A 19668-nucleotide genomic window follows, 5' to 3' on the forward strand; every position below is an offset into this window, starting at 1 on the left:
GGGGTGCGCAACCGATCCCGGCGCCCGAGACACGCGGTGCCCACGACCGCGGCGATCGTGGGCACTGCACCTGGCTGAGACCGTTCGGCACTGTCAGGTGCCGGGGTCTGCCTCGGCTCAGAGGCGTCGGACCACTGCGACGACGAGGCCCATGATCTGCGCATAGGACCCGTCGATGGGTTCGTAGTCCTTGTTCTGAGGAAGCAGCCACTGATGGCCGGCCTTGCGTTTGAGCGTCTTCACGGTCGCCTCTCCGTCGAGAAGGGCCGCGACGATCTGCCCGTTGTCGGCCGTGTGCTGTTTGCGCACGACCACCCAGTCGTCGTGGCAGATGGCGGCTTCGATCATCGAATCGCCGACGACCTTGAGCAGGAACATTTCGCCCGAGCCGACGACCTGGGCGGGCAGCGAGAAGACATCGTCGACCTCCTGCTCGGCGAGGATGGGACCGCCCGCGGCGATGCGGCCGACCACGGGGACCTGGACGGTGTTGTTGGCCAGCTCTTCGTATTTGGCTCGCTCGGCCTCTTCCTCTTCGAACGGGTTGACCACTTCGATGGCACGTGGGCGCTTCGGATCTCTGCGAACATAGCCGAGGCGTTCGAGCTGTGAGAGCTGGTGGGCCACGCTGGACAGCGATGCGAGTCCGGCGGCCTTGCCGATCTCGCGCATGCTCGGTGGGTATCCGTTGGAGACGACTGCGCGCTCGATCGTTTCGAGGACCAGTCGCTGTCGGGGCGTGAGGCGAAAATCGCCTTCGCCGGTGGAACCATCCGGGATCGACACCTCTTCGTCGTCATCACGGGCGGCTTTGATCTCGCTGGCGACGTCCTCATTGCGGGGACGACCTCTCCCTCGTTTGTTCTGAACCACTGCTCGTTCCCCTTCGTTCTATTCCCGCCGGCGTCACGCGTTGATCCTCGCGTCGAGAATTCTCGTGTCAGTGCCGACTGAGATGGTTCTTTCAGATCAATCAACAACGCTGGTTCTCTCTCATTGTCGCATAAATGTTCGAGCTGGACTGGACATATGTTCGATTGGCATGTTGAATAGAACAGGCGTTCTACCTATTGAGGGTGGATTCGTACGAAGGAAAGAGGTAATGCGATGACTGCACAGATTCAGGACCTGCGCTTCACTGCACGTGGACGCCAGGCGATGCGCCTGCTCCGGACCCTGTTGTGCGCTGTTGCCATCGTCGGAGGGGCGTTCTTCGTCGCCACTCAGTCGTTCTCCGCCGCTGCCGGGTCGGAGGCCGAATCAGTCGGCATCGACGCCGAAGCAGTGGTCGTCGGTGAAGGGGAGTCCCTGTGGGCCGTGGCCGTGGGCCTCGGCCTGGACCGGGACACTCGCGATGTCGTCGCCGACATCGTCGACATCAACCATCTGTCATCGCCGGTGGTGCACCCGGGTCAGACCTTGGATGTGCCTCAGCGCTAAACTGATGCGGTGGGAAATTTCGAGTCTTTGCCAGTGCGTTCGGACCTAGTCGGCCTCAAGCCCTACGGTGCTCCGCACCTGGATGTGCCGGTGCAGCTGAACGTCAATGAGAACGCCTATCCGATCCCGGACGTCGTCGTCGAAAGCATGCGCTCGGCGGTCGACGGGCACTTCGCCGGCCTCAACCGCTATCCGGACCGAGAGTTCGAAGATCTGCGCGGCCACCTCGTCTCCTATCTGGACGGAGTCAACCGGCGGGCCGGGGGAGCGGTCGACCTCAGCCCGGAGATGATCTGGGCCGGCAATGGGTCCAACGAAGTGCTCTCGCACATCGTGCAGGCCTTCGGTGGGCCGGGCAGGACAGTCCTCGGATTCACTCCGAGCTATTCGATGCACCCGTTGATCGCCACCGGCACCGGAGCCTCCTGGCAGTCCTCGGCCCGCAACGACGACTTCGCACTCGACGCGGACGCCGTCGGTGCCGAGGTGGCCGACGTCGACCCCGATATCGTCTTCCTGTGCACGCCGAACAATCCGACGGGCACGTCGATCGGTCTCGACGTCATCGAGGCCGCTTATGACAACTGTTCGGGAATCGTCATCGTCGACGAGGCCTACGCCGAATTCTCCCGGCCCGCGAGGCCCTCGGCGATGACGCTGCTGGCCGGTCGCCCACGGCTCGTCGTGTCACGAACCATGAGCAAGGCCTTCGCCTGCGCCGGGCTGCGTCTCGGGTATGCGATCGCCGCGCCCGAGCTCATCGACGTCCTGCGGTTGGTTCGACTGCCCTACCACCTGTCGGACATCACTCAGGTGCTCGCCTGCACCGCACTCGAGCACGCGGATGTTCTGCTCGACAACGTGGACAGACTCATCGACTCGCGCGACCGAATCTCCCAGCACCTGCGTGACGTCGGGTTCACCGTCTTTCCCAGCGATTCGAACTTCGTCCTGTTCGGCAACATCTCCTCGCCGCAGACGCTGTGGCAGCGGCTGCTGGACCGCGGAATACTCATCCGTGACATCGGCATCACCCATCATGCTCGAGTCAACGCGGGCACCGAGGTCGAGACGACGGCATTCCTTCGCGCCATCGACGAGATCCTGGGCGAGGACCCCGGCATCCTGCTGCCCGCCGGTTGAGACCCCGGTCATCTGAGACTCGGTCATCGAGGCCGGGCCGACACACCGACACCCGAACAGGGGACAATGGGTCCCAAGCGTCACACCCCTTCATACGAAAGGCAATCCATGAGGCAGGCACAACGCTCCCGCGCGACCTCGGAATCATCGGTCACCGTCTCCATCGACCTGGATGGGACCGGCCGGTCGGACATCTCCACCAGCGTTCCCTTCTTCGACCATGTGCTGACCGCACTGTCGAAGCATTCGCTCGTCGACATGGAGGTCAAGGCCGAAGGCGACACGCACATCGATGTCCACCACACCGTTGAAGACACGTCGATCGTGCTCGGTCAGGCGATGGGCGAGGCCCTCGGGGACAAGACCGGCATCCGTCGCTATGGGCTGGCCGCCGTCCCCCTGGACGAGGCGTTGGCCCGCTGTGTCGTCGACGTGGCGGGGCGCCCGTACTTCGTTCACGAAGGTGAGCCCGAGGGGCAGCAGTACCACCTCATCGGCGGCCATTTCACCGGCTCGATGACCTCGCATGCTCTGGAGTCGATCGCGTTCCATGCCGGGCTCACCGTTCACCTCGACCTGCTGCGCGGGCGAGACCCGCACCACATCGCCGAGGCGGAATTCAAGGCCTTCGCCCGTGCCCTGCGTGAAGCGGTGGAACCGGACGAGCGCAATCAGTCGGTCCCGAGCACCAAGGGAGTCCTGTGAGCACAACAGTCGTCGTGACCCCGTTCGGTGTCGCTTCGCAGCTGGCCGCGGCCTGTGTGCTGTCGAACATCAAGGGCACCATCGTCCCGATCGGAGAGTTCACCGGAATAGTCCTGGCCGACACGGACGTCCAGGCAGGCAACGAGGCGGCCGCGGCGATCTCCAAGCTCGCCGGCAAACACGAGGTCCTGCTCCTCGTGCGCAGCGAGGAGCAGATCGATGCCGGTCACTACCGGCACGGCAGCCGTGAATCGGATGTCCCTGCGGGCCTGGCGCTGAAGAACCTTCCGGACGTGCTCGAGCAGCTGCTGCTCGAAATCGTCTCGGCAGACGATGTCGACGGCAGCATCCCCACCTCGTCGATGACGAAGATGCAGGCCAGTGCCGCGACCATGTCACCTGGGCGGGCGGCCGTGGCTCGAACCGCCCTGCTGTGGATCGTCGTAGCCGTGCTCGCCGGGCTCATCACCGCCTTCGGCATCACCCTCGGAATGAGCGGGAACACCATGGCATGGGTCGTCGCTGTCTTCGGAGCGATCGTGCTCGGCTTCTCCCTGTGGAGGATCTATCGGGTCCTGACCAGGGGGGCGAAGCAGTGAGCACCGTCGCCGTCCTCGACTATGGGGCAGGCAACGTGCGGTCGGCGGTGCGCGCGGCCGCTGCCGCCGGCGCCGAAACCGTGCTGACCGCCGATCGCAAGGTCATCGACGCAGCCGACGGTCTGCTGGTTCCCGGCGTCGGCGCCTACTCCGCGGTGATGGCCGGGCTGGATCGGGTCGGCGGTGTCGAACTCATCCGCTCATGGCATGAGGAAAGGAGACCGCTGCTGGGAATCTGCGTCGGACTGCAGGTCTTCTTCTCCCGCGGAGACGAGCACGGAGTCAAGACCGAGGGCATCGGTATCTGGCCCGGAGCAGTGACGGCTCTCGATGCCCCGGTCGTCCCGCACATGGGGTGGACCCGGGTGAACCCGCCGGAGGGGTCTCGTATGTTCGCAGGCGTGCGCGATGAGCGCTTCTACTTCGTCCATTCGTATGCGGCGGTCCACGCTCCTGCGAACGCGCTGGTGACCACAGCTGACCACGGTGCCAGCTTCGTTGCCGCGGTTGAGGACGAAACGACCTGGGCCGCCCAGTTCCATCCGGAGAAGTCCGCCGAGGCGGGTGCACGCCTGCTGCGCAACTGGGTGGGCTCGTTTCCCCACGGCGGCAAGGCTCGCCACTAGCATTGTCCACACGCTTCAGCCCCGTCAGTTCAGCCCCTGCCGCTCAGTCTCGTCAGTCTCTTGAGAAAGGTCACAATGACTCAAACCACCGATAAGCTCGTCCTCCTTCCCGCCGTCGACGTCGCCGACGGCAAGGCCGTTCGCCTCGTCCAGGGTGAAGCCGGCACCGAAACCGACTACGGTTCGCCGATCGACGCCGCCCACGACTTCGAGGGCAGGGGAGCGGAGTGGATCCACCTCGTCGATCTCGACGCCGCCTTCGGCCGAGGATCGAATTCGGATCTGCTCAATCAGGTCGTCAAGGCCGTGGGGATCAAGGTCGAACTCTCCGGCGGAATTCGTGACACCGAGAGCCTCGAGCGTGCTCTCGACACCGGAGCGGAACGGGTGAACATCGGCACAGCAGCGCTGGAGAACCCGGAATGGACCGCCGAGATGATCTCCCGGTTCGGCGATCAGGTCGCCATCGGCCTCGACGTTCGCGGAACCACACTCGCCGCTCGCGGCTGGACCAAGGAGGGGGGAGACCTCTACGAGGTGCTCTCGACCCTGGAACGGGCCGGCTGCGCCCGTTATGTCGTCACCGACGTCCGCAAGGACGGCACACTGCAGGGGCCCAATGTGGAGCTGCTGAAGTCCTTGGCGGAGAGGACCGAGAAGCCGATCGTGGCCTCGGGGGGAGTCTCCAGCCTCGACGACCTGAGGAACCTGCGCGAACTGGTGCCGTTCGGAGTCGATTCGGCGATCGTGGGCAAGGCCCTCTACGCCGGAAAATTCACCTTGGAAGAAGCGCTCGAAGTCGCCGGAGGCTGAGTGGTGTCATCCGATTCGCCCGATCGGCCCGAGACCCCCAATCGGTCCGAGCAACCCTCGCCGTCCGGTCGGACGGACTCCGCCGGACAGTCCTGGTCCGGTCGTGAGTTGCGACCGAATCCGTTCTCGAGCGACTCCGGACTTGCCGATGCCGGGTTCCTCGACGCCCTCGGTCGGGTGGGGCGGGAGCCGTTGGATCCGAATGCGCACCGCAGCGTGTTCTCGTCGCTGGCAGGTGCCCGGCTCTACGCGCCGATCGTGCCGATGGCCGTCGACCAGCAGGTCGGGGACAACGGGCTCATGTCCGACAACTCCTCGGAGATGGCCATGGTCCGTCTCCAGGCCGAAGACGGACGCGAATGCACTCCCGGGTTCAGTTCGATCCCGCCGTTGACGGAATGGCACCCGGACGCCCGGCCCGTGCCGATCGAATCGGAGCGGCTGGTCCTCGGGGCGATCGAGGCCGATTCGCAGCTCGTCGTCCTCGACCCCGGGGCCGCGAGTTCGTTCCTGTTGCGTCGTCCCGCAATGTTCGCGTTCGCGCAGGGCCTGCCCTGGACTCCGGCCTGGGCCGACGCCGAGGTGGGCCGCGCCCTGGTCGCCATCGCCGAAGGATTCCCCTGGCTGGCCCAGGTCAGTCTCAGCCCGGGAAGCGCCCGCGTCCACGTCGAGGGGCCCGAGGTCGGCATCCGACTCGGGGTTCGCTCGCAGGTGCCGACCGAGGAGATGCAGCGATTCCAGGCGGCGCTGGCTTCCGACGAGACGATCGTCGAAAAGGTCGATTCGCTGGCTATCCAGCTCGCCGACGCCTGACAGGACGAATCACCACCCGGGCCGAGTGCCGGATAGCCGGAAGGGACATGTGCGCTTGCGCCGTTTCTCTTATCATGGGTCTCCATGAACGAGATTCGCGACCTGAGTCGCCCGACCGCCCCCGACGAGAGCTATCTCGACGAGATCGCCGCCCGGACCCGTGAACGCAGCGAGCAAGCCGGAGCGTGGAGCTCTGCATTCGCCGGAGCTCCCGAGTCGAGCACGGCCGGCATCGCCGCCGGCCTCGCAGACGCCGAGTCGGACCTCACCGAGCTGCTCCACACCATCCACACCCTCGCAGAGACCGCCTTCGTCGAACACGAGTCCGTCGCCGCCATCGCCTCTCTGCTGCGGGGCCGGGGCATCGATGTCGAGACCGGACTGTTCGGTGCCGACACGACCCTGCGGGCAACGACAGGATCCGGGCAGGGGCGCACGATCGCGATCCTCGCCGAGTACGACGCTTTGCCGGAGATCGGGCACGCGTGCGGGCACAACCTCATCGCCGCCTCGGCGGTGGGAGCCTTTCTGGCACTCCACGACCTCCACGGTCAGAACCCCGGCGCCGTCCCCGGAACCGTGGTTCTGCTGGGCACACCTGCAGAGGAGGGGCACTCCGGCAAGGAGGTCATGGCCCGCAACGGTGCCTTCGACGGGATCGATGCGGCGATCATGGTCCACGGCTACGGGTACGACTGCGCCGAACAGGTGTGGTTGGGCCGGCGGCTGCTCGAGGTCACCTATTCCGGGGTCGCCGCCCACGCCTCGGCGCAGCCGTTCATGGGGCGCAATGCCCTCGATGCGGCGAACCTCTTCTACCAGGGATTGGGCCTGATCCGTCAGCAGATGCCGCCGATCTCCCGTCTGCATGCCGTCATCGCAGACGGTGGGAGTCGGCCCTCGATCATCGCCGAATCCGCCACGGTTGAGTGCTATGTCCGGTCGAAGTACCCCGACACGCTCAAGGAGCTCTCGGACCGGGTCGAGGATGCGGCCAAGGGGGCGGCGCTCATGACCGGCACCGGGGTCGAGGTGAAATGGGACGAGCACCCTCCCTCCCTTCCGGTGCGCACGAACTCCGCGCTCACGCGACGCTGGGCGAAGCATGAGGAGGCCCAGGGGCGCAGCCCCCTTCCCGCCGGAGTCCTTGACGAATCGATCGCTGCGTCGACAGACTTCGGCAACGTCTCCTACCGGATCCCCGGCATCCACCCGCTGATCAAGACCGCCGACGCCGAGGTGGCCCTGCACACCCGCGAATTCGCCGAGGCCGCGATCACACCGGAAGCCGAGGCCGCCGCTCACGATGCCGGCTACGGGCTGGCCTGCACGGCCCTGGACTTCCTCGTCGACGACGAACTCGCAGCCGAGGTGTTTGCGGAATTCGACCGTGCAGGCGGAGCCGTCGATGTGGAGAACTACTTCAACTGACCACACACCGGGCCCACCCGCGCATTCGGCCTACCCACACACCGGGCCTGCCCGCGCACCGGGGCCACCCGCGCGGAATGGGCCCACTCAAGAGAAGGAAGCATCATGTCAACGACGACATCAGCGAAAGTCGGAATCGGTCAGCGCGTCCTCGACGGAATCGAACGGATCGGCAACAGACTGCCGGAGCCGTTCACCCTCTTCCTCGGACTGTTCCTCATCACCGGGGCGATTTCCACGGCCATGGCGATCGCCGACGTCTCGGTCTCCATTCCCGGCAGCGACGAGACCGTGGCGATCAAGGGACTCTTCACCGGCGAGGGTCTGTCCTGGCTGACGACGACGATGGGCGACAACTACATCGGATTCCCACCGCTGGCCACGGTGCTGCCGATCCTTCTGGCCGTCGGTGTGGCGGAGAAGTCGGGCATGCTCGCTGCGGCCGTGCGCATCGCATTCGGCAAGAGTCCGAAGTGGCTGCTGCCCTATGCGGTCGGCTTCGTCGGTGTCGTCGGATCGATCATGGCCGACTCCGCCTTCATCATCATCCCACCACTGGCTGCACTCGTGTTCAAAGCGGCCGGACGGCACCCGATGGCAGGGCTGATCGGCGGTTTCGCCGCCACCGGCGCCGGCTATTCGACCTCGATCGTGCCGACCAGCCTCGACGCGCTCTTCGCCGGCATCACCACCTCGGTGATGGACACCCTGCCTGGCACCGAGTACACGGCGGTCAACCCGGTGTCGAACTACTTCTTCAACATCGTCGCCTCGATCGTGCTGGCGACCATCGCCGGTTTCATCATCGACAAGCTGATCGAACCGAACATGATCCGCAAAGGCGTGCCGCGCGAATATGCGGACACCACGTCATCCGGTCTGGCCAAGGAGTACCGGGCGACGGACAACCCCTACGGCGAGGACTCGGTGTCCGCCGAGGAAGTCGAGGAGTCGCAGAAGGAGGTCAAGGCCGAGCTCGAACCCCAGGAGAAGCGGGGCTTGATCTGGTCGATGGCCGCGGCCCTGCTGCTCACCGCGGTGCTGCTCTTCGCCTTTCTCGTCCCCGATTCGCCCTGGCGCAACGACGACGGCGGATTCCTGCCGAAGTCTCCGCTGCTGTCCTCGATCGTGTTCATCGTCTTCGCCTACTTCATGCTCATGGGCGTCGTCTACGGCTTCGTCGTGCACACCGTGCGGTCGATGAACGACCTGGTGCGGATGATGAGCCAGTCGATCGTCGACATGATGTCCTTCCTCATCCTCGCGTTCATCCTCGGCCAGTTCATCGCCCTGTTCAACTGGACGGGCATCGGATCGTGGATCGCAGTCGCCGGTGCCGAAGGGCTCCAGGCCATCGGGCTGACCGGCTTCGCGGCGATCCTCGGCTTCATGCTCCTTGCCAGTGTGCTCAACCTGTTCATCGTCTCCGGGTCCTCGATGTGGACGCTCATGGCAGCGGTGTTCGTGCCGCTGTTCACGCTGCTCGACTACGAGCCGGCGTTCATCCAGGCCGGATTCCGCGTCGGCGACTCCGCCACGCAGGTCATCACCCCGCTCAACCCCTACATGATCGTCCTCCTGGGACTCGTGCGTCGCTACGAACCCAATGCCGGATTCGGCACGATCATCTCGAGGATGGTCCCGTTCGTCATTCCGTTCTGGCTGGCCTGGGCGGGACTGCTGGCGATCTGGTTCTTCTTCGATCTGCCGCTGGGGCCGGGCAACGGCGTCTTCCTCGAGTAAGACGACGGTGGACGTCGGATACGCCGCAACCCGAGCCCTTCGCCGAGGCGGTTTCAGAGCATCTGCTGCACGCCCTGGCGCCAGTCGGTCGTGCCGAGGCTCGCCCCGAGCTCTCCGGGCTCGATGACGCAGGGCGAGTACCAGATCGGGGCGAGCTGGTTGAGTTCGAACATCGAGCGCTCGACGACCCCCGCCACACGTGTCGACCAGCGGGGGAGGACCAGCGGCCGCTTCGGCTTCGAACCGAGGTGCCGGTGGGTGAACTCCACGAGCTCACCCAGAGTCGGGTTCGACGAGGGGGCGATGTGCAGGCGATGCGAGTTCGCAGGGACGTCGGCGAGGGTGTGTGCCGCGCGAATCATCGCGGCCGCGAGATCCCCGATGACCGTGATTCCATGGGCGACGTCTGTACGAGCGGGAACGAAGGCCCGACGCCCCTTGGCGATCGGATCCGTGATGCACATCCGCACCACCGACGACCACTGCTGTGCTGTCGTGCCGAGCAGGTCCCCGGCAACGACACTCGCCGAGGTGGCCGGGTGTGCCTGGCGAGCTTCGATGAGGCTCTGACGGATCCGGCCCTTGTCCTCAACCGGAGCGAACGGGGAAGTTTCGGTGATCGCTCCGCGCAGGCCCGCGAAGGCGTACACGGATTCGGGGAAGACGACCGGGATGCCGAGGCTCGCCGCGGTGTCCATGACCGCTGAGTCGAGCTGGGGGAGAAGACGCGCCCACACTCTGCTGTCATAGGCGGCATGCGCGCAGGCGAAGATGACGTCGACGCCCTCGGCCGCCTGGAGCAGCTGCGCGGAATCGGAGGCGTCCGTGCGAATATGGCTGACCTGTGCGCCACCGATGCCTGGGGCGGAGGCGGTCGTCGCTGAAGACGCACCCGATGCCGAGGCCGTTGCAGTCGATGCGGTCATGGGGGTCGTTGCGGCAGACGGTGCGCGCTCAGGGCCCGACCTGGTGGCGACCGTGGTGTGGACCCCAGCCGCCGAGAGCTGGGAGGCGATCTCCGCGCCGATCTGCCCGTAGCCGATGATGAGTGCTGATTTCATGGTGGTGTCCTTTGCGAGAGTCGGTGATGTACCGCGGCGCGTATGGACGCCGGAGTGCTGAACATTCGAGAGCGGTGCTCTCTGAAATCAGCATAGAGCGATGCACGTGCCAATGCAAGAGCAGTGCTCGCTATTGTTATCTTCGCTCTCTCGATCTAAGGTGAGGCCATGGCGAATACGACACCGCGTGAGCGAGCACGGCAGGAAACCGAAGCGCAGATCACCCGAATCGCGAACCGCATGCTGGATGCGGACGGTCTCGAGGGGGTGTCGCTTCGCGCGATCGCGAGGGAGCTCGGAATCGTCTCCAGCGCGATCTACCGATACGTGCGCAACCGGGACGAGCTGCTGACAATCCTCATCCGCGACGCCTACACCTCGATCGCCGACGAGGTGGACAGTGCGCTCGACGCCGACGAGTCCGTTCTCACCGTCGGCGCAATCATGCTCGACTGGTCACGCAGGCATCCCAATCGGTGGGCACTCATCTACGGCACTCCGATCCCCGACTATCAGGCCCCGCGCGATGAGACCGTGGTTCCCGGGACCCGGATCGCAGTGCGGCTGGCGACCCTCCTCGCCAAGACTCCCGGGGCGAAGGACGAGCTGCAGGTTCCGCCGGCGCACGCCTTCGATGCGCTGCGAGAAGGGCTGCGGGAGATGAGGGTCGAGGCTGATGATGCGGTGATCATGCAGTGTGTGACCGTGTGGGTGGCGATCATCGGTCTCATCAACGCATTCCGCTTCGGTCAGTTCGGCCCCGGGATCGAATCGGCCGAGGACGAGCTCATGGGCGGTCTCGTGTCGACCCTGGGGTACTGAACCGTCGCCGAGGTGGCCCGGCGCCGACGTTGCCATAGCAGAAGCGGCCCAGCACCGACGTTGCTCGGCACTGACGCCGCCCGTCGCCGACGCTGCTCGGAACTGACGCCGCCCGTCGCCGAGGCGGCCATAGCGGAAGCGGCCCCCGACCAGTGGTCGGGGGCCGCAGCGAATGATGGTGGTGGCGTCCGGCGAAATTGTCGGCGCACTCGGTGGTGAATGTCAGCGAACGGGGCCGGTGAATTTCTCCCCGGGGCCCTGACCGGGTTCGTCCTGAACCGTCGAGGCTTCACGGAAGGCCAGCTGCAGGCTCCGCAGTCCGTCGCGCAGAGGGCGAGCGTGGTGGTCACCGATGACCGTGGCGGCTCCGGTGACCAGGCCGGCCAGGGCGGTGATGAGTTTGCGTGCCTCGTCGAGGTCCTGCAGCTCTGCCGCTGACTGTTGAGTGGAGTCTTCGGCCAGGCCGCATTTGACGGCGGCGGCGGACATCAGGTGCACTGCTGCGGAGGTGACGATCTCGACCGCGGGCACTTCGGCGATGTCGCGAGTGACATCGGCAACCGCCTCGGCGGGGACAGGATTTTCAGAACTCATGGAACAAGCTTGACATATGATCGGGCCGATGATTGCACGATCCGCGTCGATGTGCGTAGAGTCATGAAGCGTAGTACACTGGGGTGTGGTGCGAAGCGGAGTCTGACTCCCACCTGGATCGCGAAGAGCGATCGGGTCCGATGATCTGATGATCGGCTGTCCGAGCGCACGCTCGGAAGCGCAGGTTGCAGATCGAGGTGTATTCACGTGACGTGGAACGGTTTCTAGGCCGTTGCTCTGGTGTGTGCAGGCTCCCTTGGCATGTGTGTCAATGGGAGCCTTTTTCATTGCCACGACATCATTGAGCTAAAAAGGAGTGAACACATCAGCGAGACGCGCATCAATGACCGGATTCGGGTTCCCGAGGTCCGGTTGGTCGGACCCAACGGTGAACAGGTCGGTATCGTTGCCATTCGCAAGGCACTCGATCTCGCTGGCGAGGCAGATCTCGACCTGGTCGAGGTCGCACCGCAGGCGAAACCTCCCGTGGCCAAACTCATGGACTACGGGAAATTCAAATACGAATCTGCTCAGAAGGCCAGAGAAGCCCGGAAGAACCAGGCGAACACTGCGCTGAAAGAGATCCGCTTCCGTCTCAAGATCGATGAACACGATTATGAGACGAAGAAGGGGCACGTGACCCGCTTCCTGGAGGCGGGCGACAAGGTCAAGGTCATGATCATGTTCCGCGGCCGTGAGCAGTCGCGCCCGGAAATGGGCATCAAGCTGCTCAACCGACTGGCCGAAGATGTGTCCGACCTCGGCACCGTCGAATCCTCCCCGCGAGTCGACGGGCGCAACATGGTGATGGTCGTCGCCCCACTGAAATCTAAGTCCGATGCCAAGGCGGAGGCTCGCAAGGCATCGTCAGGTGCCAAGGGCCGCAACGCCGAGGTGAAATCCAGGCGCGATCGCGTCGCTGCCGAGAAGAACAACGCAGCGCCCGACGCGTGAGAAATAAGTAGCGTCGCAGACCTCCGTGGCCTGTGCGTGTGAAGTAGTTGTCAGCCGGTTCGCCGGTGACAACGAAATTGCAAAGGAGAACGGCACGATGCCGAAGCAGAAGACGAACAGCAGTGCCAAAAAGCGCATGCGCGTGACCGGCACTGGCAAGATCATGCGCGAAGGCGTGAACAACCAGCACAAGTTCGAGGGCAAGAACTCGGCTCGTAAGCGTCGCGTTGCCACTGACCAGGTCATCACCGGCGGAGATCGCGTCAAGGCCCGTAAGCTTCTGGGCAAGCTCAAGGGCTGAGACCCACTCGGATCCGACCCGAACACGGGTCGCCCGAACGAGTCCATCCCTCCCAGCTAAATCCAGATACCGGTACCGCCGGTCGAACGACATTTTCTAAGGAGTAACACGTGGCACGTGTTAAGAGAGCGGTCAACGCTCACAAGAAGCGCCGGGTCATCCTTGACCGGGCAAGCGGCTACCGCGGACAGCGCTCGCGCCTGTACCGCAAGGCCAAAGAGCAGGTCATTCACTCGCTCGTCTACAGCTACCGTGACCGCCGCGCCCGCAAGGGTGACTTCCGTCGCCTGTGGATCCAGCGCATCAACGCCGGCGCACGCGCCAACGGCATGACCTACAACCGCTTCATCCAGGGCCTGAAGGCCGCCGGAGTCGAGGTCGATCGCCGTATGCTCGCCGAGCTCGCCGTCAACGATTCGGCCACCTTCGCGCACCTGGTCAAGGTCGCCAAGGAAGCCCTGCCGACCGACGTCAACGCAGCGAAGACCGCCGCAGCCTGATCTGCCGGCCCTCACGCTCTCAACGGCCCCGAACTTCTATGGTTCGGGGCCGTTGATTTTGTCTCACGCGGTAAAGCCGCTCCAGTCACAGCCAGTTCCTACAGTAAGAATGCGGGTCAGCGAACTCCATGAAACTTCCAGACGCCATCTCCTCACCGAACTCGAAGCGGGTCAAGAACGCGGTCAAGCTGCTCAAGCGCCACAGCCGCAAGACGATGGGGCAGTTCCTCGTCGAAGGTCCGCAGGCCGTGCGTGAGGCACTGGAGCGCCATGTCGAGCTCGATCTTCCAGGGCAGTCGCCCGGGGTCCCCGATTGGGTGGGGTCGGTCGCCGATCCGCAGGGAGCCGTCGTCGAACTCTTCATCACCGAGGAAGCCGCCGAGGCGCACCCGGAGTTCGTCACGACCGTCAAGACGTGCGACATCCACTGGAACATCATCACACCCGAGGTGCTGACCGAACTGTCCGCAACGGTCAATTCGCAGGGTGTCGTCGCCGTCTGTGAACGCCTCGACGTCGAGCTGACCTCGGTCATCGACACGGAGGCGCAGCTCATCGTCGTCCTCTCCCAGGTCCGCGACCCAGGCAACGCCGGCACGATCATCCGCCTCGCCGACGCCGCCGGTGCCGACGCCGTGGTTCTGACGGCCTCGAGCGTCGACATCTACAACGACAAGACCGTCCGCTCGACCGCCGGGTCCCTGTTCCATGTTCCCGTGGTCACCGGTGTCGGCCTCGCCGAGGTGACCGAACTCGCCCGTGCCCGTGGCCTGCAGGTGCTCGCCGCCGATGCGAATGAGCGCGCCCACGATGTCCACCATCCCTGGGACACCGGGCTTGATCTCTCCGCCCGCACCACCTGGGTCTTCGGCAACGAGGCCTGGGGGATGAGCGAGAAGGGCCTCGAACTCTGCGACTCCTCGGCCGCCGTGCCGATCTACGGGAGGGCAGAGAGCCTCAACCTTGCGACCGCTGCAGGCGTGTGCATCTACGAGAGTGCTCGCAACCAGCGGATGTGAGGCAGGACGACCACTGAAACTTGCCGGACAGTTGGAACACTCCGGATCTGATTGCGGGAGTGACTTCAGCAGCCGTTTTCACCCGGGACAATGCGGCAGGAACTTCGCTGACCCCGTCGAAATGAGCAAGACTCATTTCCAAATGACGCCGGTCCCGTTATTGTGAGAGCAAGGTAGCTGTTCGTTAAACGATGAGGTGCAGGACGGAGTGGAGCAATGACCGGCAAGAAGTTTCGGCCGCAGACTCTTCCAGAAATGCGCGCGAAGTTCGTCAAGGATGCGCTGAGCTCGGTCATCGTGTGTATTGCAGTTGCCACGTTGTTCTGGTCCATCGGCTTCGGGACCGGCTCCTCACCCTCGGTCCCGCATCTTCTCGTCACCGTGACATTGCCTGCATTCATCGTCAGGGACTGCATCACCTACCTGCGCGCGAAGAGGACAGTCGATTTCCCCGGGCAGCTGCCCGCCCGGGAGTCGGCGGCCTGAACTGTTCGACGCCGCCGAAAGCCTCCCACGTCATATCGACCGGCGAGCTCGGGCGAAAGCTCAGAATTACCGTCCAGTAGAAATCCCTGTGCCCCACGCGCGATCTGCGCTAGATTAGTTTGCATGCGAAGTAATACTGACGAGATCAGCGTCGACAGTGTCCGCATCGTTACGCCATCAGGGGCGGTGCGAGGACACCACATCACCCCGGAAGAACCGGAGAACGTCGTCGCCGCCGTCGTCCTGCACCCGGCCACTGCAGTTCCCGAGCGACTCTACAGGGGCTTCGCCGAATACCTGGCAGGCGAGGGGTTCGCCGTTGTGACCTACGACTACCGGGGGACCGGCAGCTCCGGCGTGCCGAGTGAGAACCGTGGCATCCGGATGCGCGACTGGATGACCGAGGACGTTCCGGCAGTCGCCCAGTGGGCCCACGATCGGTATCCGAATATTCCGCACCTGGCGGTCGGCCACAGCATCGGCGGCCACGCCCTTGCCCTGGACAACGGCTCGTCACATTTGCAGGGGTTCGTCACGATTGCTTCCCACACCGGTGTCACCGCCACCATTCCGACGTTCTCGGAACGGCTGAAAGTGGGATTTGTGCTGCGCGTACTCGGTCCCCTCACGGCGAGGGTCCTGGGCTACGTCCCCGGCCGCCGAATCGGCCTGGGCGAAGACATGCCCGGGGCGTCGATGCTCGAATGGAGCAAGTGGTCGAGACTTCCCGGCTACTTCTTCGACGATTCGACGATGGCCGCGAAAGCTCGGGCGGCGCGGGTGACGCAGGATGTCTTGGCGATCGGATTCACCGATGATCTGTGGGCGACGTCCCAGCAGATCGACGCCATCACCGAGCATCTGAGCAACGCCGAGGTGGAGCGGCGCACCGTTGATCCCCGATCCGTGGGAGTGGCGAAGATCGGTCATATGGGATTCTTCCGGCGCGAGAACTGCGAGCGGCTCTGGCCCGAAGTCAGTGCGTGGCTGCAGCAGCATGCGGAGCCCCTGTCGTGAGTCCGTCCCGTGCACCGCGCCTGATATTCCTCCTCAGCGGTGCCGAACGTGCCGTTCGCCGGTGGATCGACGCACGCGGCAACGCGTATGGGATGACAGCCGCGAAGGGCGGGGTACTCATGTACCTGAGGCAGAACCCCGCGGCGACGATGAGCGAGCTCTCGAGCGCACTGCGCGCCTCTCTAGCAGGCTCGAGTGGTCTGCTGGCGAGGATGGAATCAGGCGGTCTCGTGTCTCGTGCTCCTGATGTGGCCGATCAGCGCATCACTCGGGTCACTCTCACAGAGCGTGGAGCTCGGGTCGCCAAGGAGACGAAGGCCGCGATCAACGACCTCAACGCGCAGCTGACAGACGGTTTCGACGAGCAGGAACTCGCCACCGTCGCCCGGTGGCTCGACCACGCATCAAGCGTTCTCAACACAGAAGACTCCACCGAAGGTTGAGGCTGAGTCACGGGCACCCGATACGGTGACCCCATGACGACGCACTCCCCACGATGTCCACCACCCCTGGGGCACCGGGCTTGATCTCTCCGCCCGCACCACCTGAGTCTTCGGCAACGAGGCCTGGGGGATGAATGAGAAGGACCTCGAACTCTGCGACTCCTCGGCCGCCGTGCCGATCTACGGGAGGGCAGAGAGTCTCAACCTCGCGACTGCTGCAGGCGTGTGCATCTACGAGAGTGCTCGCAACCAGCGGATGTGAGGGGTCCTGCGGTCTGTATCGTTCCACCCCGAGTCAGCATTTCCCTATTGCCTCGGCGCGAAAACCTGACGCAAGGTTGAACGACAGCGTCGAATGGTGCCTGCGCCGCCATCGGCGATCTGCCTGTGAGGGCAAGTGGCGAGTTTTCCACAAGCGAATCGGCTTGTCTTGCGACGGTGTGCGGCATCGCAGATGCTGGTGACATGTTCGTCTGCCTGAGCACTGCAGAACTCAAAGCAGCCGGCTGGTCGACCTATCAGATCGACAGTGCGCTGGCCTGCTGCCTTCGACGAGTGCGGTCGGGGCGATATCTCGTCGCACGACAGTGCCGGAATCCGCTACACGAGCACATCGCTCGGATCGCCGGTTCCGACATTATTCATCTTCCGGTGGAAACCGCTGGAATGCGGAAATGTCAACGGCCAGTGGGAATTGCCCATGGGCGGCCAGCAGAACTGCCCATAGGTGGCCACGATTTCTGCCCATCCGAAACTCGTGTCTGGTCGTGGCCACCGGGCTCGATCACCCTCAGTTCAAGGCGACCACCCCCGCACCAGAAACAGCCTGGCTCAACCGAATCGATTCGCCACTGGTCTGAACCAGGTGAGCATGATGAAGGAGGCGATCGACGGTGGCTGTGGCTACGGTCTTGGGCATCAGCTGGTCAAATGCCGCCGGATGTAGATTCGATGAGATCGCGATCGAGCGTTTCTCATAAGCAGCATCGACAAGCCGATACAGCCCCTCGGCAGCATCCTCGCTGACCGGCAGCAACCCGATATCGTCAACGACGACCAGATCGGCTCGCAGCAACCGCTCCACGGTCTTCGTCACCGCATCATCGGGACGATGAGCACGGATCAGCGCGCCCAAGTCCTCCAACCTCAGCCAGGACACTCGCCCGCCCTCATCAATGATCTTGTGCCCCAGCGCTTCCAGGAAGAACGATTTACCCGTCCCGGCCGGCCCACACACCGCCAGGTTCTCCTTCCGGGCCACCCACTCCAGTGTCGACAGTGCCTGCTGCGTCGGTGTCGGAATCGATGACACGTCCTCATCCCAGGATTCAAACGTCTTGCCCGTGGGGAAACCGGCCTGTTTGCGCCGGTTGGCCAGCATCGCCGCCGACCGGCCACGAGACTCCTCAACCAGAAGGGCCCGCACCACTTCGACAGGCTCCCACCGTTGAGCTTTCGCCGTGGCCAGCAGCTCCGGGGCCAGGGTGCGCGCATACGGCATTTTCAGCCGCCGCATCAGCGCCTCGACCTCAGCATCCAACACGGGCGTTTCATGAATGATCGCCATCACACCTCCCCGCCATCGGCGCTGACCCGCTGATTGCCCATCGCCTGCCACCCGCCGGTGCCCTGAGCCAGGGAGGACTCTTCATCAGCACTTCGGGCATGCGCATCGACCCGGTTGACCAGCAGTGATGCCACATCACCGGTGGCGAATCGTCCATAGGCGGCAGCAGTGCCCAACGCCTCGTCGACAACGTCACCGCCGTGCAACCGGGACAACGCCACCGCCTCTGTCATCTTCTGCCGCATCCGCGATGCTCCAACCGCGGCAGCCTCTCTCAACCATTCATGCGCGCCATGCCCAATGGCCAGGAACTCTTCTTCGTCCTGATTCTTCGCCCTGATCGCGTAGACTCCCGGCACTTTCTGGGTGGCATCGGTCGGGAAATGCCGGTCATTGATCTTCGGCGATCCTGGCCGGGCTCGCCCGTGGCGAGCCACTTCCTCAAACCCATCGGATCCTGGTGCGACGATGACGATCTGTTCACCATCAGCGACTCCCTGCACCCGGACGAAGACCTCGCTGCCCATCAGCGCATGCGGTACCGAGTACTGGCCCGATTCGAAGGCCACCATCGGCGTATTGGTCGGCACTTTCCGCGACAGGCCGAACGCGATGGTGTGTGCCCGCCCGGGCACCGCATGCATCACCGACCGCTCATCATCGACCAGATCGATCGGGCGTCTCTTCGTCACCCGATGCTCTTTCCCATTGACTTCGGTCATGAATGCCTGGCAGGCGGCTTCGAGCTCGGCGAATGAATCGTAGCCGTGAAGGAGATTCGTGGCTGTGGGCACCAGATCTGCCTTCGCGATCTGCACTGACCGTTCGACCCCGCCCTTCGACGCGGGATCAGCCGGTTCACACGTAAGCACCGTGGCCCCGTAGTACTTGGCGAACGAAACCGTGTCGCGATTGCGCACCGGCACCCCGGCGATGTGCATCGTCGTGACCGTCTTCTCGTTATCCGTGAGGACATAAGTCGGGATGCCACCGATGAGCCGAAACGTCCGGTCCAGGGCCATGAACACCGATGGCAGCGTCTTGTCCCGCAACGGGATCACGACTCGGAATCTCGAAAACGCCAGCCAGGCGATGAATAACACCGTCTTGACTCCCGCGACGACAGGCCCGTCACCATAGTCGTATTGCAGCCATAGCCCGGGCTCTGCCACCCAGGGCCGATGCACCCGCCGCCCGGCCTTCTCATGGGTGCGTTTCGCTTCGGCGACCGCCCGACGCGTCGACCTCTCCGACCCCGGGTAGCCGAGCTTGACCAGTCGCTGGTGGACCTTATCGGCTCGGATTCTTCCTCCTGAACGAGTCACGAGTTCGATGACCTTGTCCATGTACGCATCGGTGACACGCTCACGTCGGGTTGGTGTTGCCACGGGCCGGCCCCGGTCACGGGCCTGCACGTGGGCTTTGACTGTGTGATGAGAGCATCCCGCCAGTTCCGCGGCTGCCCGGTACGACCCTGTCGTGTCGAACGCTTCTAGAATTTCCATGATTTCTCCGTCAGACTTCATATGCGGCCCCGGCCCCTCCCGTGGTGATGCTGATCGATTAGACACCGTCATCATCTCCGAGAAAC

General features: G+C 64.2%; 22 protein-coding genes and 1 pseudogene. 18 read left to right on the forward strand and 5 right to left on the reverse strand.

What is annotated here, in order from left to right; all coding sequences use genetic code 11:
* Positions 1-117: 117 nt before the first annotated feature.
* Entirely contained in the window at positions 118-873 is a 756-nt protein-coding gene (gene lexA / locus BKA07_RS09925) for a transcriptional repressor LexA (protein WP_167950759.1), read from the reverse strand.
* Between the two features lie 234 nt (positions 874-1107).
* Here lexA and BKA07_RS09930 point away from each other — a divergent pair, with 234 nt between their 5' ends.
* The 9 genes from BKA07_RS09930 to BKA07_RS09970 all read left to right on the forward strand — a co-directional run bounded on the left by BKA07_RS09930 (position 1108) and on the right by BKA07_RS09970 (position 9313).
* The gene (locus tag BKA07_RS09930) at positions 1108-1440 is read left to right on the forward strand and encodes a LysM peptidoglycan-binding domain-containing protein (RefSeq protein ID WP_167950760.1); all 333 of its coding nucleotides are present in this window, start codon (positions 1108-1110) and stop codon (positions 1438-1440) included.
* Positions 1441-1449: 9 nt separating this feature from the next.
* A complete protein-coding gene (locus tag BKA07_RS09935; RefSeq protein WP_167950761.1) occupies positions 1450-2583 on the forward strand; it encodes a histidinol-phosphate transaminase in 1134 nt (377 codons plus the stop codon).
* Positions 2584-2691: 108 nt separating this feature from the next.
* A complete protein-coding gene (gene hisB, locus BKA07_RS09940) occupies positions 2692-3288 on the forward strand; it encodes an imidazoleglycerol-phosphate dehydratase HisB (RefSeq protein ID WP_167950762.1) in 597 nt (198 codons plus the stop codon).
* Positions 3285-3887: a hypothetical protein gene (locus BKA07_RS09945; protein ID WP_167950763.1), complete on the forward strand. Its 603-nt coding sequence runs from the start codon at positions 3285-3287 to the stop codon at positions 3885-3887. The genes hisB and BKA07_RS09945 overlap by 4 nt, the downstream gene beginning before the upstream one ends.
* Positions 3884-4513 (forward strand): imidazole glycerol phosphate synthase subunit HisH, encoded by a 630-nt coding sequence (gene hisH / locus BKA07_RS09950; protein WP_167950764.1) that lies wholly within the window; start codon positions 3884-3886, stop codon positions 4511-4513. Before BKA07_RS09945 ends, hisH begins: the two co-directional genes overlap by 4 nt.
* Before the next feature lie 75 nt (positions 4514-4588).
* The gene (priA, locus tag BKA07_RS09955) at positions 4589-5326 is read left to right on the forward strand and encodes a bifunctional 1-(5-phosphoribosyl)-5-((5-phosphoribosylamino)methylideneamino)imidazole-4-carboxamide isomerase/phosphoribosylanthranilate isomerase PriA (RefSeq protein ID WP_167950765.1); all 738 of its coding nucleotides are present in this window, start codon (positions 4589-4591) and stop codon (positions 5324-5326) included.
* Positions 5327-5329: 3 nt separating this feature from the next.
* Positions 5330-6139 carry an SseB family protein gene (locus tag BKA07_RS09960; protein ID WP_167950766.1) on the forward strand — a complete coding sequence of 270 codons (810 nt, stop codon included), beginning with the start codon at positions 5330-5332 and terminating at the stop codon, positions 6137-6139.
* A gap of 84 nt (positions 6140-6223) precedes the next feature.
* Positions 6224-7570, forward strand: coding sequence for a M20 family metallopeptidase (locus BKA07_RS09965; RefSeq protein WP_167950767.1), 1347 nt, complete (start codon positions 6224-6226; stop codon positions 7568-7570).
* A gap of 105 nt (positions 7571-7675) precedes the next feature.
* Positions 7676-9313, forward strand: a complete 1638-nt coding sequence (locus BKA07_RS09970) for an AbgT family transporter (protein WP_167950768.1) — start codon at positions 7676-7678, stop codon at positions 9311-9313.
* 53 nt (positions 9314-9366) lie between these two features.
* On the opposite strand, the gene BKA07_RS09975 is transcribed toward BKA07_RS09970, so the two are convergent.
* Positions 9367-10374 carry an NAD(P)-binding domain-containing protein gene (locus tag BKA07_RS09975; RefSeq protein WP_167950769.1) on the reverse strand — a complete coding sequence of 336 codons (1008 nt, stop codon included), beginning with the start codon at positions 10372-10374 and terminating at the stop codon, positions 9367-9369.
* 168 nt (positions 10375-10542) lie between these two features.
* Here BKA07_RS09975 and BKA07_RS09980 point away from each other — a divergent pair, with 168 nt between their 5' ends.
* Entirely contained in the window at positions 10543-11196 is a 654-nt protein-coding gene (locus tag BKA07_RS09980) for a TetR/AcrR family transcriptional regulator (RefSeq protein WP_167950770.1), read from the forward strand.
* Positions 11197-11418: 222 nt separating this feature from the next.
* On the opposite strand, the gene BKA07_RS09985 is transcribed toward BKA07_RS09980, so the two are convergent.
* Entirely contained in the window at positions 11419-11790 is a 372-nt protein-coding gene (locus BKA07_RS09985; RefSeq protein WP_167950771.1) for a DUF1844 domain-containing protein, read from the reverse strand.
* Between the two features lie 324 nt (positions 11791-12114).
* Here BKA07_RS09985 and infC point away from each other — a divergent pair, with 324 nt between their 5' ends.
* The 8 genes and pseudogenes from infC to BKA07_RS10025 form a co-directional block, all read left to right on the forward strand.
* Positions 12115-12744 (forward strand): translation initiation factor IF-3, encoded by a 630-nt coding sequence (gene infC, locus BKA07_RS09990; protein ID WP_425339353.1) that lies wholly within the window; start codon positions 12115-12117, stop codon positions 12742-12744.
* A gap of 97 nt (positions 12745-12841) precedes the next feature.
* Positions 12842-13045: a 50S ribosomal protein L35 gene (rpmI, locus tag BKA07_RS09995; RefSeq protein WP_167950773.1), complete on the forward strand. Its 204-nt coding sequence runs from the start codon at positions 12842-12844 to the stop codon at positions 13043-13045.
* A 110-nt stretch (positions 13046-13155) separates the two neighbouring features.
* Positions 13156-13545, forward strand: a complete 390-nt coding sequence (gene rplT / locus BKA07_RS10000; RefSeq protein ID WP_167950774.1) for a 50S ribosomal protein L20 — start codon at positions 13156-13158, stop codon at positions 13543-13545.
* Positions 13546-13673: 128 nt separating this feature from the next.
* A complete protein-coding gene (locus tag BKA07_RS10005) occupies positions 13674-14564 on the forward strand; it encodes a TrmH family RNA methyltransferase (RefSeq protein ID WP_167950775.1) in 891 nt (296 codons plus the stop codon).
* A 216-nt stretch (positions 14565-14780) separates the two neighbouring features.
* Positions 14781-15050, forward strand: coding sequence for a hypothetical protein (locus tag BKA07_RS10010; RefSeq protein ID WP_167950776.1), 270 nt, complete (start codon positions 14781-14783; stop codon positions 15048-15050).
* 123 nt (positions 15051-15173) lie between these two features.
* On the forward strand, positions 15174-16067 hold the full coding sequence (locus BKA07_RS10015) for an alpha/beta hydrolase family protein (protein WP_167950777.1): 894 nt from the start codon (positions 15174-15176) through the stop codon (positions 16065-16067).
* Entirely contained in the window at positions 16064-16510 is a 447-nt protein-coding gene (locus BKA07_RS10020) for a MarR family transcriptional regulator (RefSeq protein ID WP_167950778.1), read from the forward strand. The genes BKA07_RS10015 and BKA07_RS10020 overlap by 4 nt, the downstream gene beginning before the upstream one ends.
* Positions 16511-16559: 49 nt before the next feature.
* A pseudogene (locus tag BKA07_RS10025) lies at positions 16560-16772 on the forward strand (TrmH family RNA methyltransferase); the annotation flags it as partial.
* A 528-nt stretch (positions 16773-17300) separates the two neighbouring features.
* On the opposite strand, the gene istB reads toward BKA07_RS10025, so the two are convergent.
* Positions 17301-18077, reverse strand: a complete 777-nt coding sequence (istB, locus tag BKA07_RS10030; RefSeq protein WP_167950409.1) for an IS21-like element helper ATPase IstB — start codon at positions 18075-18077, stop codon at positions 17301-17303.
* Complete coding sequence (gene istA, locus BKA07_RS10035) at positions 18077-19603, reverse strand: IS21 family transposase (protein WP_167950410.1); 1527 nt, start codon at positions 19601-19603, stop codon at positions 18077-18079. Before istA ends, istB begins: the two co-directional genes overlap by 1 nt.
* Positions 19604-19668: the final 65 nt, after the last annotated feature.

This window comes from Brevibacterium marinum, assembly GCF_011927955.1.
GTDB lineage: Bacteria > Actinomycetota > Actinomycetes > Actinomycetales > Brevibacteriaceae > Brevibacterium > Brevibacterium marinum.